The sequence below is a fragment of the Candidatus Brocadia sapporoensis genome, assembly GCF_001753675.2.
In the GTDB taxonomy this organism is placed as follows: Bacteria; Planctomycetota; Brocadiia; order Brocadiales; family Brocadiaceae; genus Brocadia; species Brocadia sapporoensis.
In genome coordinates, this window is record NZ_MJUW02000017.1 from 61,902 (window position 1) to 77,831 (window position 15,930).

The 15,930-nt window shown below is 43.0% G+C and carries 16 protein-coding genes and 3 pseudogenes; 16 read left to right on the forward strand and 3 right to left on the reverse strand.

Going from position 1 to position 15,930, the window contains the following annotated elements; translation table 11 throughout:
* Positions 1–7: 7 nt before the first annotated feature.
* From BIY37_RS00670 to BIY37_RS00695, 6 genes are all read left to right on the forward strand, one after another.
* Positions 8–1,204 carry a cofactor-independent phosphoglycerate mutase gene (locus BIY37_RS00670; RefSeq protein WP_070065921.1) on the forward strand — a complete coding sequence of 399 codons (1,197 nt, stop codon included), beginning with the start codon at positions 8–10 and terminating at the stop codon, positions 1,202–1,204.
* Between the two features lie 553 nt (positions 1,205–1,757).
* Positions 1,758–2,480 (forward strand): corrinoid protein, encoded by a 723-nt coding sequence (locus BIY37_RS00675; protein ID WP_080324750.1) that lies wholly within the window; start codon positions 1,758–1,760, stop codon positions 2,478–2,480.
* Positions 2,467–3,519 carry a uroporphyrinogen decarboxylase family protein gene (locus tag BIY37_RS00680; RefSeq protein ID WP_070065922.1) on the forward strand — a complete coding sequence of 351 codons (1,053 nt, stop codon included), beginning with the start codon at positions 2,467–2,469 and terminating at the stop codon, positions 3,517–3,519. Before BIY37_RS00675 ends, BIY37_RS00680 begins: the two co-directional genes overlap by 14 nt.
* Before the next feature lie 688 nt (positions 3,520–4,207).
* A complete protein-coding gene (locus BIY37_RS00685; protein WP_070065923.1) occupies positions 4,208–5,239 on the forward strand; it encodes an MtaA/CmuA family methyltransferase in 1,032 nt (343 codons plus the stop codon).
* Between the two features lie 309 nt (positions 5,240–5,548).
* Entirely contained in the window at positions 5,549–7,288 is a 1,740-nt protein-coding gene (locus BIY37_RS00690) for an ASKHA domain-containing protein (protein ID WP_070065924.1), read from the forward strand.
* A gap of 865 nt (positions 7,289–8,153) precedes the next feature.
* Positions 8,154–8,354: an AbrB/MazE/SpoVT family DNA-binding domain-containing protein gene (locus BIY37_RS00695; protein ID WP_070065925.1), complete on the forward strand. Its 201-nt coding sequence runs from the start codon at positions 8,154–8,156 to the stop codon at positions 8,352–8,354.
* Here BIY37_RS00695 and BIY37_RS00700 read toward each other — a convergent pair.
* A complete protein-coding gene (locus BIY37_RS00700) occupies positions 8,349–9,518 on the reverse strand; it encodes an IS4 family transposase (RefSeq protein WP_080324752.1) in 1,170 nt (389 codons plus the stop codon). The two genes, BIY37_RS00695 and BIY37_RS00700, sit on opposite strands and share 6 nt — an antisense overlap.
* A 275-nt stretch (positions 9,519–9,793) precedes the next feature.
* On the opposite strand from BIY37_RS00700, the pseudogene BIY37_RS14205 reads away from it, so the two are divergent.
* The 9 genes and pseudogenes from BIY37_RS14205 to BIY37_RS00735 all read left to right on the forward strand — a co-directional run.
* Positions 9,794–9,982 (forward strand): annotated as a pseudogene (locus BIY37_RS14205) (tyrosine-type recombinase/integrase); the annotation flags it as partial.
* A 27-nt stretch (positions 9,983–10,009) separates the two neighbouring features.
* Entirely contained in the window at positions 10,010–10,318 is a 309-nt protein-coding gene (locus BIY37_RS00710; RefSeq protein ID WP_070065926.1) for a DUF4258 domain-containing protein, read from the forward strand.
* 6 nt (positions 10,319–10,324) lie between these two features.
* Positions 10,325–10,588 (forward strand): YgiT-type zinc finger protein, encoded by a 264-nt coding sequence (locus tag BIY37_RS00715; RefSeq protein WP_070065927.1) that lies wholly within the window; start codon positions 10,325–10,327, stop codon positions 10,586–10,588.
* A gap of 401 nt (positions 10,589–10,989) precedes the next feature.
* Positions 10,990–11,151 carry a hypothetical protein gene (locus BIY37_RS13740; protein WP_230402397.1) on the forward strand — a complete coding sequence of 54 codons (162 nt, stop codon included), beginning with the start codon at positions 10,990–10,992 and terminating at the stop codon, positions 11,149–11,151.
* Positions 11,136–11,456 carry a transposase gene (locus tag BIY37_RS00720; protein ID WP_070065928.1) on the forward strand — a complete coding sequence of 107 codons (321 nt, stop codon included), beginning with the start codon at positions 11,136–11,138 and terminating at the stop codon, positions 11,454–11,456. The genes BIY37_RS13740 and BIY37_RS00720 overlap by 16 nt, the downstream gene beginning before the upstream one ends.
* 12 nt (positions 11,457–11,468) lie before the next feature.
* Entirely contained in the window at positions 11,469–11,636 is a 168-nt protein-coding gene (locus BIY37_RS13285; protein WP_179129193.1) for a hypothetical protein, read from the forward strand.
* Between the two features lie 115 nt (positions 11,637–11,751).
* Positions 11,752–11,931, forward strand: coding sequence for a hypothetical protein (locus BIY37_RS00725; protein WP_070065929.1), 180 nt, complete (start codon positions 11,752–11,754; stop codon positions 11,929–11,931).
* Entirely contained in the window at positions 11,873–12,202 is a 330-nt protein-coding gene (locus BIY37_RS00730; protein WP_143299108.1) for a hypothetical protein, read from the forward strand. The genes BIY37_RS00725 and BIY37_RS00730 overlap by 59 nt, the downstream gene beginning before the upstream one ends.
* A 151-nt stretch (positions 12,203–12,353) precedes the next feature.
* Positions 12,354–12,578 (forward strand): annotated as a pseudogene (locus BIY37_RS00735) (ISNCY-like element ISCku10 family transposase); the annotation flags it as partial.
* A 137-nt stretch (positions 12,579–12,715) separates the two neighbouring features.
* Here BIY37_RS00735 and BIY37_RS00740 read toward each other — a convergent pair.
* The gene (locus BIY37_RS00740) at positions 12,716–13,879 is read right to left on the reverse strand and encodes an IS4 family transposase (RefSeq protein ID WP_070065932.1); all 1,164 of its coding nucleotides are present in this window, start codon (positions 13,877–13,879) and stop codon (positions 12,716–12,718) included.
* 84 nt (positions 13,880–13,963) lie between these two features.
* On the opposite strand from BIY37_RS00740, the pseudogene BIY37_RS13745 reads away from it, so the two are divergent.
* Positions 13,964–15,147 (forward strand): annotated as a pseudogene (locus BIY37_RS13745) (ISNCY family transposase); the annotation flags it as partial.
* Between the two features lie 203 nt (positions 15,148–15,350).
* On the opposite strand, the gene BIY37_RS00755 reads toward BIY37_RS13745, so the two are convergent.
* Complete coding sequence (locus BIY37_RS00755) at positions 15,351–15,911, reverse strand: hypothetical protein (RefSeq protein WP_143299110.1); 561 nt, start codon at positions 15,909–15,911, stop codon at positions 15,351–15,353.
* Positions 15,912–15,930: the final 19 nt, after the last annotated feature.

A 15,930-nucleotide genomic window follows, 5' to 3' on the forward strand; every position in this document is an offset into this window, starting at 1 on the left:
TGAACTTGTGAAATACTGTATTGTTGTTCCCGACGGGCTGGCAGATTATCCCATAGACAAACTCAGCGGCAGAACGCCTGTGGAAGCAGCACGTACCCCTTTTCTGGATTTTCTTGCACAAAACGGACAGCTTGGACTTGTCAAAACTATACCGAATGGGTTTCCCGCCGGCAGTGACGTTGCTAATCTTACCTTACTGGGGTATAGCCCCAGGGAATACTATTCAGGACGTGCACCCCTTGAAGCTGCCAGTATTGGCATCAAACTCAACGACGACGATTGGGCATTCCGGTGTAACTTTATTACTGCTACCGGAGATGTTCTGGAGGACTTCTGTGCGGGTCATATAAAAACCGATGAGGCATCAGTGCTCATCAAACTCCTGAACGAAAAATTTGGCAATGATAGTATTCAATTTTATACCGGCAAGAGCTATCGCCATATCATGGTATACAAAGGCGCTCAAAAAATGGATGCCAGGTGTTTCCCTCCCCATGACATTATGGGTCAGTCAATTCAAAAGCATCTTCCGAAAGGAAATGGAAGCGAGATTCTTATCGATCTCATGGAACGTTCCCGGGCGTATCTGTCGAATCACGATGTTAACAAGGTACGTATCGACCTGGAAGAAAATCCTGCAAATATGATCTGGCTATGGGGACAGGGGCATCGGCCAAAAATGCCCACATTCAAAGAACGATTTCATCTCACGGGCGCCGTCATTACTGCCGTAGATTTGATTAAGGGTATTGCCTGTTATCTGGGATGGGACATCATCCAGGTGCCTGGTGTTACCGGTTACCTTGATACGAATTATACCAATAAGGGGCAATATGCCGTCAAGGCGCTGGAAACCAACGATGTTGTATTGGTTCATATCGAGGCTCCCGATGAGGCAGGACACGAAGGCAACGTGCATGAAAAGATATTGGCTATTGAACAGGTTGATAGCAAGATAATCGGGCCCCTTCTTGAAGCAAAAAACATATTCCGAGACCTGCGAATCCTGGTGCTTCCGGATCATTACACGCCTATTGTTAAACGGACACATACCCCTGAACCGGTTCCCTTTGTGGCTTATGGTTCCGGTATAGAGAAGGGTATAGGGCTTCCGTACAGTGAAACCAATGCCCGTGCCTCCGGTCTTCATATCGGGGAGGGACACCGTCTCATCGAGCACTTTATTTCAGGTATTTTTCGGTAGACATCACTCGCCGTAAGAGGAGGGTCTTCTCTTGGAACGAAATATCCCCGTTTTCTCCTGCAGCATGGAGAAAGCTTTTGTCGGATAGGTAGTGAATGCCAAAAGAAAATTGTTATTGCGAAGAGTGGAGCGACGAAACAATCTGATATTTAAAAAGACTTACGATTGCTTCGCTGTTGTTCGCAGTGACAATAACATATGTAGACATTTTTGTGAAACGCTACGCTTGTGAGTTTGTTCCTGTAATTTACAGTATCTTTTTAGGAGTCCAGCCATGTTCGGAGGAAAGCACATGTTACTCAGGTGTGGGTGAGCATACATACTGAAGTGGCGGTGCCATTTCCAGGTTCGATGGATAAGGTGTGGACTCACAATGATCCTCTCTTAGCACATTTCCTGAAGTTGCAAGACCATCTTTTGTCTCGCAACTCTATGTATCATTCGGTAAGAAATCCAACCTCTATCCGTCTCAGATAATAACCCTGCAGGAAAGACGCCGCCCTTTTTCCAATAGTTCATTGGATATATTTGTTTTTAAAATAATAAACTGGAGGTGTCTGTGGAAAAGTCTGATATTTTAAACAACTTGGCTCAGGCCGTGATTGATATGGATATCGCCCGTGTCAGTAAGGCGGCTGCCGAGGCAATAAGCTCTCATATTGATCCTTATGAGGCAATAACGGATGGCCTTGCAAAGGGGATGGATAAGGTCAGCGAGCTCTTCGAGCACGAGGAATACTTTGTCCCGGAAATACTCCTCTGCGCTGACGCTATGTATGCAGGCATTGAAATGCTTAAACCTCATTTTCCCAAAGAGGCGGCGCCGAATAAGAAAAAGGCGGTCATTGGCGTCGTCAAGGGTGACACCCATGATATCGGGAAAAATCTTGTAAAGATCATGCTGGATAATGCCGGATTTGAAATGCACGATCTGGGGAGAAATGTTCCCTATGCAAAGTTTATTGATATTGCAGGAGGGCTAAACGCCGATCTTGTTTGCCTTTCTACTCTCATGACCACAACGATGGATGGTATGCAAGTGATAATTGAAGATATGAAAAAAGCCGGGATTCCATCCAGGATCATGATTGGCGGGGGTCCCATATCCCCGGCATTTGCGAAAAATATCGGCGCTGATGGATACGCAAAGAATGCAGCCGAAGCGGTTAAGGTTGCAAAAGGGTTGTTTCAGACCATTCAAGTGCCACTAATCTTTAAAACTCCGGAATTCGTAAGTGTGAGAAAGATGAAGGAGGGGTGCAATGAACGCTGCTGATGAAATGACACCAAAAGAGAGGATGCTGGCAATGCTCCAGGGGAAGGATACCGACCGGCTTCTCGTAAGCCCCCTGATCCTGAATTTTGCATCCAGAAGTTTAAATCTTCCGGTACGAAGTTTTTGCACAGACGGTAAAAACATGGGAGACGCCAACATCGCCTGCTTTAAAAAGTACCGCCACGATATCGTCTATATTTTTTCTACTACATCTACCGTGGCAGAGGCCATGGGCACCAGGATGTATTTCCCCGAGGATGATGCCCCACAGGTAGAAACCCCATTTCTGCAGTCACGAGAAGACATCACGAAGCTTAAACCGGTAAACCCGGAAAAGGACGGTCGCATTCCCGTATATCTGGAAGCCATAAAAAGATGCGTGGATGCAATTGGAGATGAGGTTTTTATTGTTCCCGTCATCGGGGCTCCATTTACGACATCCGCTGCCTTGCGGGGAACAGAGACCTTTATCAAAGAACTCTATACTGACCCTGAACTGGTTCATGCCGTAATGAAAGTTACTACCCAGTCGGTGAAGAATCTTGTCGATGCCTATGTAAAAGCAGGAGGTGTGCCTGTGGCTGTTGAGCCGGTTGCCACGGGCTCTATGATAAGTGAAAATCACTTTCGGGCTTTTGTCCTGCCGTACCTGAAAGAAGTATATGCACACATCCATTCTCATAAACTTCCCGGTGTGCTTCATATCTGCGGAAAGATAAAAAGGGTAATCGCATGCATGGCTGAGAGCGGGGCGGATATCCTCAGTGTTGACGCTATTGATCTGGAAGAAGCAAAAGAACTGGTAGGGGACAAGGTTTGTCTTATGGGAAATATCAGCCCTGCGGATGGCATGCTCAGTGGAAATCCGGAGACCATTACCACGATGGTAAAGGATTGTATAACAAAGGCCGCTGATAATCCCAAAGGATTCATCTTGGCTACAGGATGCGAGGTGCCCATTAAGACACCGCATGAGAATATCATTGCCTTTCTTGAGGCAGGCAGGAAGTTTGCACGACTTCCGGTTGGCTTCAATTAGGCCTTCAATGGCTTTTTATCTGTAGGGCGACGAACTTCGCCGCTCTACAACCGCAGTCTTGGTTGCATAGGAATTTTCATTTTATCTAAACAGGTTATCGTGTGGCACAGACAAACGTTGTTTGTCCGTGTGATATATTCCAAATCCGCAGGGTTTTAAATTTAGAAGACAAGTAACCATTTAGTTTTTTGAATATTTCCAATAAAAACCGGCTATTACATGCAGTGTAGGGGCAGGTTTCAAACCTGCCCTTATTAAGTTAGCATTATTCATGCAGAGGGTTTTTTAAAGAACTAAATTGTTACGAAGACAAGAATCTATGGGTAACTATGTAGCGGATTTTATTTGTTATGAAAAAAGATCATAGTAGAAGTTGGCGATGGTCAGCATTTCAGAGAAAAAGATAGTGAGGGGGATTCTGGAATAACGAGGTTTCGAAAAATACTCAGGGGAGTATGAGGAGTAATAAGAAGATATTGCTTATCTCACCCTCCCCGGATCCCTCCCATCAAGAGTGGGGCCGGTGATTGGTGTAGCCACGGCAAGAGGCGGAGGATTCCAAAGGCACGTAAAAAAACAGGCAGGATATTTCGTTTGGATTGGGCTGGAGGACTGAAGGAATATAAAGATAAGTTCGAATTTCTTACGTTACATAAGAAGGTGGAATTACGCGGAGAAACGCAGGGTTATGACAGAAAAGGAACGATTGCTGAAAATCCTTCACGATGTGAAGGTTGACAGGCCGCCGGTTATCGCTCCGGGAGGCATGATGACCATGGCAAGCAAAGAAGTTATGGAGATGACGAATTGCCGGTGGCCGGCGGTACATAGAGATGCAGAAAAGATGGCGGCACTTTCCATTGCCATGCACGATGAGGCGGGGATTGAAAACCTGGGCATACCCTTCTGTATGACGGTAGAGGCCGAGGCCCTCGGCGGCGAAGTGGAAGATGGTGACGAGGTTACCGAGCCTCATATAATTAAGTATCCGTTGGAATCTGTTGAAGAGTGGAGGAATTTAAAGGCGTTAAACCCTCACAAAGATGGCCGCCTTCCTGCCATTCTCACCTGCACTTCACTGCTGAGCAAAGGACGTCCGGATATCCCGGTAATAGGAAACCTTGTAGGTCCGTTAAGCCTTGCATCTTCTTTGATAGACGCAACCCTGCTCTTCAGGGCGCTCAGGCGTGAGCCTGAAGAAGTCCACCGTATGCTTGGTTTTCTAAATGACAACAGCATCAGGTATGGTCAGGCGCTTATCAGTAACGGCGCTGACCTTATCGTAATATCAGATCCTTCTGCTACCGGGGAAATACTTGGACCCAGAATGTTTGACGAATTTGCCCTTCCGTATCTGAATGCAATGATAGCCGGAATACATATGCTGGGTAAGCCAGTTATCGTGCATATATGTGGAAATGTAGCTCCCGTTCAAGAATTACTCAAAAAACTCGATTCGGAATGTATCAGTGTGGATTCCGTGGTAAACATAAAAGAGATGAGGAATGCAATTCCCGGGAAAAAATTAATGGGTAATATAAGCGCCATCCTCCTGCAAAATGGGCCTGTTGACAAAATTCAAACGGTTTCAAAGAACCTTTTGGATTTCGGTGTCGATATCCTTGCCCCTGCCTGTGGTCTGAGCGCTAAAACGCCGGTCAGACATATCAGGGCTATGACGGACACGGCGAAAACAACGTCCGCTAAACTACAGGCATAATTTGATGTTTAGGATTTTCATTGTATTTAAGCGGGTTACCGGGTGGCACTGACAAACTTTGTTTGTCAGTGTGATATATTCCAAATCCGTGTGTATGTTCAAACACCATGGACAAACAAGTTTGTCTATGCTACCTTGTAACCGGGGACATAACTTGATGCATAGGAATTTCAAAGTTTTTCATTATGCCACCCACTCACCCCTAGCCTCTCACAGTCGGGGATTCAGGGGTGGGTTTGATCTTATGATGAAAAGCGGTCTCTGTCAAAAACAGCATAGCTAAAAAGGAATTTTATCTACCATAAACTTATGACTGAAAACGTCAAGATAACCTTCTCTTCCTGGAGGATCGAAGGACTCGTACCAAAAGGAATTACCATTTTGGCAGCGGCAAGGAGTCTTGGCGTTGACGTTGAGGCCCCCTGTGGCGGTTCAGGGAAATGCGGAAGAGATTTGGTGCAGATACGGAAAGAAGGGCTTCTCGAGACGGTTCTTGCCTGCAAAACCTTGGTAGAAACCGATCTTGAGGTTGTCTGTCCACAACAAGAAAGGAAGGCGCTCAAGATCGTTGAAGGTTTTTACACCGGGGACAACAAAGCATATCGTATCGATCCTTTGATCAGGAAAGAGTTGCTGCATGATAAATATGGTCTTTGTTTTACAAGGGTGTATGATAACGGTGGCCTGCTTTTGCAGGAAAGCGGCAATACGAAAGATTATGTCTATGGAATCGCTTTAGATATGGGAACCACCACCCTGGTAGCATCTCTGGTTAACCTTACGAGCGGTGCAATTCTGGGAAGTTCCTCTGCGCTCAATCCGCTGGTATATTACGGCCACGACGTCATGTCACGGATAAAGTACGCTGCTGCTCAAAAGGACGGACTTGGCAGCATGCACCGGGAACTTATTTCTGCCGTTAATTTTTTGACACAGGTTTTATCTTCACAAAGGTCGATAAGGCCTGAGCATATCTATCAAATCATCGGAGCTGGTAATACGACGATGCAGCACATTTTCTTAAACAAGGAGATAAAAGGAATCGGTGAGTATCCATACCAGGCAGAAACCCTTGATACCAGTGTTGCTACAGCCCAGGAACTCTCCCTTGATATCGCTGCAAACGCTCCGGTAACAACCTTCCCATGCATCTCTGCCTATGTTGGAGGCGATATTGTCTCCGGGCTATTGGCCATTGACATAAAATACCTGGCAGTACCAGCGCTTTTTTTCGACATAGGCACTAACGGCGAGATTGCCCTTATCCTGAACGACAGAATAATTGCATCGTCCACCGCAGTAGGCCCCTGCTTTGAGGGAATGACTATAAGTTCTGGCATGAGGGCTGGTGAAGGCGCCATTGAACACGTCAGATTTGAAGAAGAAATATCTTTGGATATTATCGGTGGAAGCCAGCCAAGAGGAATCTGTGGGAGCGGACTTTTGGATGTGGTGTCGGAACTCGTCAGGACGGGTCTTGTAAGCGCCGGGGGACGTTTGCAGGCTCATGATAATGAGAAGATCATAACACTGCAAAGCCGCAACCCAATCCACCCTGGCAAGGGGGACGAAGGGGGATGTAAAGACGTTTGCACAAATGAGAAGCCGCTGCACAACACTGCGATAAAGTATAAAAAGAATCTCTACGAAAACGATGGAAAACGTCATTTTCGTTTAACGGATACGGTGTCAATATCTCAGGAAGATATACGGCAGGTTCAACTGGCAAAGGCCGCTATCAGGGCAGGGGTTGAAATCCTCCTTGCCAGAGGTAACGTTAAGGCAGAGGAACTGAAAACAATCATCATCGCAGGCGGGTTTGGCTACCATCTGAACGAAAGAAGCCTTTTTGGCATTGGTCTTTTGCCTGAGGCTATAAATGCAAAGATTTCTTTTGTGGGCAATTCCAGCCTGGAGGGTGCTGTTCGGGTGCTCTTAAACAAGAGATTGGTAGACGATGCAGTTCGGATTGCCAGGACTGCTCAGGTAGTGGAACTTTCCCGGATCCCTGAGTTTGAGAGGGTTTTTATCAGAGAAATGCATTTCTAATGAAGTAAACCATTATCTCCTGTTTCCCATAGGTTCTGTCTAACTACATGGCGGACATTCTTTACGGCTGGCTCCGGCTCGTAGCCTGAACCAGGAATTTTTAAATTCAACTATTCCGGTTGCAGTTCATGGCAAGATGTCTGGTTCGATCTGCAAGTGTGAAATAGTAGAAATTCTTAGGTCCCTGATATTGGACTGGTTTTCTGTTTTGCCTTGAAAATTAAGGTATTGTTGGCGCTATATCAATTCTATTCATTTCAATTAATCCTATTCTTTTTGTAACTATTCAGCGTACTTTCGCTCACAAACACTATGGGTGAACAAAATATTGATTCTGTAATCCCGAAGGGATGTCATTATTATAGCATATCGTTATGCAATGACGATTAACCCTGTAGGGGTGGCATGGTATCATTATTTTCTCGATATTTCACCTCTACGGGGTTGAATGTTATGGTGCGTTTTTCTCTTTCTATAATCATGTCATCCCCTCGGGATTTTCCCGTCTGCCCGTTTTCCCTATCGGCTCCTAACTATTCTGAGAGAATATTCTCTCTCACCATCCGTTTCGCTGAATAGTTACATTATTTTTCGATTGATTTTAGCACAAAATTAGCACAAGGCAGGGCACAGGAATGTGCTAAGGTGCCTATCCCTGGGGAAATCCTTAGGGGAAGCCATTAGTGTCAAATCTTTTAAAATGACATATTTATTGATAACAAAGATTTGACCCCGCTACTCTGCATTCAGGAAAAGCATTACTCGATGCAATATGCTGATTGTTTATTTCATACCTCAAAATTCCTTGACTAATAAAATTGTTGTAACTAGAATTCCAGTAAGGATAAATATTTTAGTAAGGAGAATGGTAATTGTGGTACTGACATCAAAAATCTCCTCGAAAGACCAAATTACTTTACCAAAAGGAATAAAGAAGCTTTTAAATGTACAGGAAGGAAATGTTGTCATCTTTGAAAAGCAAAACGACAAAATTGTAATTAAATCTGCCAGAACCCTTCGTGATTTTAAAGGTTTGTTAAAAAATATCACTAGTGTCCGGTTATAAGTTGAACAAAGGCAATTGCTTATAAGGAAAGCATGTTTCGCTTTTGTAATCAGAATTTGTAAGTACCTGTAAAATAGGGACTTTCTCAAATAGGGTAATACTCAAAATTTGTAAAATTGTGTAGAGACTCATGTCTAAATTGAGACGCTTTTTGATAATTGCAACAAGCACGTAAACGGAGATTGCAATCCATATCTGAGTTTTTACAGAGTTTTCAGAAGTACCGTAAAATGTTTTTATTCTCAAGTGTTGTTTCATCCACTTGAAAAATAATTCAATTTGCCAACGAGATTTGTAAATGAGAGCAATGGTAATGGCGGGAAGGGAAAAGTTGTTCGTCAAGAAAGTAAGATTTTTTTGATTTTCAGCATCGTAATAGCCTACTCGCCGTAACTTTTCCGGATAATCTTTTGCTGAGTCAGTATTTGAAAGAACTATGGTTTGATCGCATATCAAACCAAGAGATTTATCAATCGGATGTGAGTAGATTCTCCGAAATTTGAGATTTGTTTTGGAGCGAATAACAAAGAATGCCAAGCACAAGGTGAGGTTATACAACCGTGCAAAGTCGAGATACCCACGATCCATTACGTAGAAAGAACCCGGTTCTGGAATAAGATCGTCAAGAACGTTTATATCATGAACCTTACCATCTGTAATTTTGATAAACGAAGGAATGCTGCCGCGCAAATCCATGAGAGTATGCAGTTTTATAGCTCCTTTATACTTTCTAAATTTTGCCCAGGGAAAAAGGGAAAGGCATAAGTCAATCGTTGTGGAATCCAGGGCATAAACGGTCTGATCAAGGTCTATACAAAATTCATCATTACTATAGAGCGCTCTTGCTTTATGAATCAATACTTGGGCAAAATCAGCATACATACGCCAGTCTCTGTTCTCGTTTGCATCCGCCAGAGTACTGCGAGAAACCTTACCACGAATTCCCATATGGTAGAGTTTCTCCTGCATCGAGCGCAGGCAGGCTTCAATATCCCGGAGGCTTTCTCTGTAGGTTAATTGGGCAAATGCCATACAGAGAAATTGATCAAAGCATGAAAAGCTTTTTACTTTGTGATTGCCTTCATAACGCTGAACACATTTGCGAAATTCATGCATGGGTAAAAAATCGATTACTTGTGAGAAAACAGTTTTTCCTATATTCATGAGCCATTCCTTTCTGTTTCTTATGAAGAATAGAATGGCTATAGTATACTTTGAATTTCAAATCGATTACGCTCTTTTTTCCTTGTATCTCTCTTGAATTATAATACTTACAACAAATATTTATTTAAACGTCCGGACAGTAGTGAAAAAATATAAATACAGAAGAGAACCACGGCGAGATAAGAAAAAAAACTAAAAAGTCTGTGGGAAAGAGAGTTGCTCAGGGTGGAAAGCGGCAAAAAGGTTGTTATAGATACTAATTTGCTTGTCCGCTTTTTGCCATGCATTTGCCTGCGGCTGGTTATGATGTCCGCACCATTCAGGAACTTCTTGGACACAAAGGCGTTAGCATTAGCACAATAATGATCTACACCCATGTCTTGAATAAAGGAGGTCACGTAGTCCAAAGTCCAGTCGATGGGCTGCAGGCCGTTTATACAGACTGTGTAATCATTGTTAGGTGAAAATTTATAAATCAAGCAATCACATATATGTTTGATATAAAGTGGATACAAGATAAAGTGAGAAAGGAAGCATATTATTTCTCTCGACACGGAGACAAAGAAAGGCAAAATGATAACCTTACGATATTAGAAGTTGAAGAAGCAATACTTAATGGTATGATATTAGAGCAATATTTGGATACGGGAAGAGGCGAAAGTTGTTTGGTAGTTGGTTTTACAAATTTTGGCAAACCCATTCACGTTGTTTGTGGAAAAACAAATGATGAAGAGTTAACAATTATAACGGTGTATATTCCATCTCCTCCAAAATTTAAGAATCTATATGAAAGGGGTTAATATGTTATGAAAGTTTGTCATTTTTGTGGGAATAAGAATTTAAGAAAAGCTCAGGTTCAATATACATATAGATATAATGATAATTTCCTTATCGTGAATGATGTTCCATGTGAACAATGTGAATTTTGTGGTGAACAGTATTTTAAAGGAAGTGTCTTAAAGCAAATTGAAAAAGAATTTTTCTCTATTTATTCACATGGGAAAAAGGTGAAAAAAGAGTTAATTGTTCCGGTAGAACAATTTAGTGAAATTCACTCATCTAACAATTAAATCCAGCCGACCACAAAAAACGCGGCGGCTGATTTATTGCGTTGGGCAGCATAAGACCACATGACAACACCGTTTTACCCGACATTCGAACCTGCGCGAAAAGTCGCGCAGGCCGATGAATTCAGACGCTAGACTCAAGAAAAGAGAAGTGCAAAAGGGGTCAAATCTTTGCAGGTTGTCCGAGAATGTGGCGCCTTGGTTTTCTTTCATAAAACCATAAAAAATGGGTTAAAACAGTTGCGAAATAGAAGTGCAATGCTATAATAAAACTCAATGAAAGCACCACAGCAAAAGCACATCAAACAGTTAAAACTTTCCCTTGAATCACCCATTTTACTGAGTAAACCGACCGTACCGCTTTTTTCTTACCAGAAGATGCTCAAACAAGGAGAATCAACCACATGGCAAAATTTAAGCCATTCCATGAATTTCAGAAACCCCTGATGGGATTTACTCCCGAAGCGTTTTTAGATTACGTCGAAACGGTAATACCCAAAGACCATCTGTGCAGATTAGTCAAACATGTCCTGAGTTTATCGAAGGAGAGGTGGTCTTTTCGTTAGATACCGAAGCGATAGAGGCGAAATATTCTTTTGTAGGCCAACGCACCTATCATCCGAAGTTGCTCTTAAGTGTGCTCTTTTATGGTTATGCAACCGGGGTACGGAGTAGCAGGAAGATAGAGGTGAGATGTCTGAGTGATCACATATTTCATTATCTTATGCAATGTTATACACCGGATCATCGAACGATTAGTGATTTCCGCAAGAATAATCTCAGGGCGATAGAGAAGTATTTCGTGGATATCGTGAGGATATTCAGTAAGTTGGGGTATACCCGCGTAGGAAAGATATACTCTGTGTCCTGAGTTTATCGAAGGATGGATGGGACAAAGATCAAGGGGAATGCATCAGCAAAGCAGACGAAGGATCGTGCGGGATTTGAGAAATGGCTTGCAGGGATAGAGAAGGAGATAGCTGCCGTATTTCAGGAAGCAGAAGCGATTGACAGACAAGAAGACGACACCTGCAAACATGTCCTGAGTTAATCGAAGGAATAGACCATGAACAAGAGGCATTACAGAAGAAATTATCAGACCGTACCTACCTGAAAAAGAAGATAGAAGAGGCGCTCCCTTCGACAAGCTCAGGACAGGGTGAGTGATGAAGGAGGAGGAGGAGGAGGAGGGGAAAGAGAAGATCAATCTTACGGATAGGGATGCCAATCATATGAAAGCTGGTGGAAGTAAAGACATACGTCCCGGGTACAACTTGTCAGGCGTCAGTGACGGAGAGCGGTATTATCGTAGCAGCGGAATCGGTAACGGAAGCGAACGACCATGATCAATTGAAACCGGTTATAGAGCAGACAGAGTCAAATACCCAGGAGAGAGTCAAAGAGGCGGTGGCAGATTGTGGATATGGAAATTATGCAAATTATGAGTATTTAGAGCAAAAAGAAATAGAGGGATATGTGCCTGACAGTAATTTTCAGCAATACAAGTCGGGAGAGTACGAGAAAGAGGAAAACCGGTATCACTACAGTAATTTTCAATATGATTCTGCACGTGATAGTTATGTAGTGTCTGAACGGAAAGCCACCAAATCCCTGTAAAATAAGGAGAAGATGGTGAAACATGTGCATGAAAGTCATTGAATATTTTCGGGTAAAGGGGTAAAATATGGCGAAAATGAAGGGATTCTTGGGTGAAAGAGTCTTCACATTCGATGCATAAACAAAATAGCTAAAGGACATTCGTGAGAAGATGAGAAAGCGATTTGAGCAGCAGAGGAAGCTTGGAGTCATATCCATTTCAGAAGTAAAACTACCGCTAAAGAGTCGGGATGAGCTACCGCCGATCTTGAGGGCATTGCAACACATCTACATCACCCCGGAATTGAACGAGGAGGTATTCAGGATATTAGAGGGGAAGGTACTCAAGGGGAAGAAAAAGACGGGGAGATATGGGATGGAATTGTGGCAGATCCTGGGAGTAGAGACAGAATTTGGAGAGGGTCATTGCTGTCCAAATTAGCTGAGAAGTCCAAGTATAGGCCTTGAATTTATTGATATTTTGGACAAGTTTTTGCTGTTTTTAAAATCATGTTACCATAAATGCTGTCCGAATTAAGAGAAATTGAAACTCAATTGTCTCGGTTCGTAAGGGATAGGTGGTATATCAAATGGTTTATCGAGCCAAGCCCAAATATCTCGGTGCGTAAAGAGGTTCATACGCAAGAGAGCCACCAAATTGGAAAGAGACCATGCGAACTTTGAGCTCAACTGGAGATACTTCAGGATCACCATGGCAATGAGTGCTGTCCAAATTTGAATTTTTACCGCGTTGGCACTGGTTCCCACAAAGGTCTTTATCTTGAGGTTCTGTTTGAGTGCCTTAAAAAACAGTTCAATTTGCCAGCGATCCTTATATATGGCAGCAATCGTTGTAGCACTCAATTTCATATTATTGGTAAGAAATACAAGGACTTCGTCTTTCTCAGGGTTATAAACCTCTATCCGCCGGAGAGGATGCGGGCACTTTTCATCTGCTTGAGTTCCGGTAAGATGAATAATCTCATCTTTGAGAATATGACTGTTCTTGGGAATTTCCTGTTCTTTGACAACCTCGTACAGGGTATTATTCTTCATCCGGGTGACAAAAAAGACGCCTTGGGCCGTCCACTTGCCAAAGAGGCTGTAATCGTTATAGCCTCTATCATCTACCACAATGGTACCAGGATCAAAGTGTAACTGATGCGCCACCTTCACGTCTGAAACATTGTCTTCTGTGATAACAGCAAAAGAAGGAAGATAACCGTCATGATCAAGAATAAGGTGTAATTTAACTGCCCCCTTGGTACGGCGGAATTTTGCCCAGTCAAAAAGTGACAGGGACAAGTCAATGGTGGAGGAATCCAGGCTGACCAACTTATTCTTAAACTTGAATTTTTTCTTTCCTGAAAACTTATCACGGCATTGATCCATCAGATTCAAAAAAACCTTTTGGTAAAGTTGCCACGGACGATGTTCATTGGCATACGCAAGTGTAGAACGACTCGGTGCAGTAATCCCCAAATGTGTCAACTTACCCTCACAACTCCTGAGACCGCCCGTAATTTCTCTTAAAGAATGTGCTCGACCCAATTGACAAAACAGCATGGAAACAAACTGCTCCCAGCATGAAAACCCTCTGGCATGATATTCTGCATTGGTCTCTTTTACCGCCCGATAAAACTCTGAACGAGGAAACAATTGCAACAACTGACTAAATATGCTACAAAATTTATTCATCCATGAGCCCTCCTTTGGTTAATGAGTTTTACATACCAACTCTCTTATACCAAATCAGAGCTCATCTTTAAAAACTTAATTTGGACAAGAGTGGGAGAGGGTAAGAGATTTTCCCTGCAGAGTATCAGGGATAATGTAAGTTTATTGGATGAGGAGACCCTCAACAAGATCAATGAGGTAGTGGTAAGAGCGGGGTATCCGTTGGTTAAAAAAAAAGGCGAAGGACTGCGTATTAAGGCAGATACGTATGTATTGGAGAGCGATGTACACTTTCCAACGGATGTGAACTTGTTGTGGGATGCGGGACGTAAGAGTCTGGACGTGATAGAGGATGCAATACGAGAAGGACTTCTGGAGGGGAAGGGTTGGCGCAAGAGTAACTATTGGAGGAGAGAGTTAAAGAGGCTGATGAGGATCAGTACGAAGGCATTATTTGGAGGGGGAAGAAATAAGGAAGAGACATCGAAGGAACGGGTGAAGAGTTATCTTGAATTGGCGAGGGGTTTGAGTGAAAAGATAGAGGCGGGTATGTTGGCAATCTATGAAAGGGCGCTATCAACAAACCAGGTGGATGCGTATGCAGTGAAAATAGAGAGACTGGAGTATTTTCACGGGATGATAAATAAGCATAGAGACCTGGTGGAGAGACCTGTACTGAGTTAATCGAAGTAAGGGTGATCAGGGGTGAGCAGATACCGGTGGGAGAGAAGGTGTATTCGTTATTTGAGCCGCATACGGAGTGGCTTTCCAAGGGCAAGGCAAACAAGAGGGTGGAATTGGGGCATAATATTCTGGTGGCAAGTGATCAATGGGGTTTTATCGTGGAGCATCAGGTTGTTGAGAGACAGGCGGATGTGTCGTTGTCAATACCTCTGGCAGAGAGGTTGTTGAATCGATTTGGAGACGATGCGATAGAGAGCATAAGTTTTGACAAAGGTTTTTATAAGCGAGAGAACAAGGAATTGCTAAAATTATATATACCTGAGGTAATCATGCCGAAGAAGGGAAAGAAGAACCAGGAGGAACGGGCAGAGGAGTCGGGTAAAACGTTTCAGAAGCTCAGACATAGGCACTCGGCAGTGGAATCGGACATCAATCGCCTGGAGCATCACGGCCTGGACAGGTGTCTGGACAAAGGGTTGAAGGGATTTAAAAGGTACTGTGCACTGGGAATAGTAGCTGCGAATTTACACAAACTGGGGAACGTGTCATTCGATAAACTCATGACAAGCTTCAGGAGAAGGCACGAAAGAAGCAAAAGAAGTTGAGAAGGGTAGCCTAAAAAACTGAAAGAAACAGCGTGACAGGGGGACGCTATCTCCGGACAAGTCTAAAATGAAGAGAAAACAGGAAAAAAGAGTAAAAGACCCTTACCTCTTGCAAAAGTCTGGCGTCAAATGGTAAGAAAAGATTTTCGTAAGTGCAAAACTACTCCGATACTTTTCAAAAAAAGTGCGTTTTCGTTCAAACACTATTTATAATCAAACTCCTTGTTGGTAACTATTGTATTTTGGACAGTATCTAAACCAATAATTTTACCGGTACTATCAAAAAATGAAGTAATCATGATACGTGGAGTCGGATTTTGAATATGAGCCACGGGGTCTTGTGAAATAATTTTCGGTTGTTGCGTAAAGGCTAATTTACTTCGTTCGCTTTTAAGAATCTCCTTTGATAAATAACCTTTTACTCCCTTGCTGCCGTATCTGAAAATATTCTTTCCACCAATGACAGGGTAATCCCCTTCTGGAGAAAGATATTTTTGAAGTCCAACACCTCTTTTTGTTTCTGAAATAGCTCTCATATAAACGCATTCCACATTCAAGTTTTTTGCTATGTCCAACTCTTCCTGAGAAACATCGCATATCCAGGCATTATATTTCAGTACAAGGCCGTTGGGTATTTTTGTTGTACGAATAAACTCGCTGTCTAGAAATTTTCTTGCTACATAATTATCTGTATAAATATATTTGCTATAAACGAATACTACCTGTTTCAGTTTTACGTTTTCAAAGGCTTTTTCAACGTCCACAAGGATACTGACGTTTCCG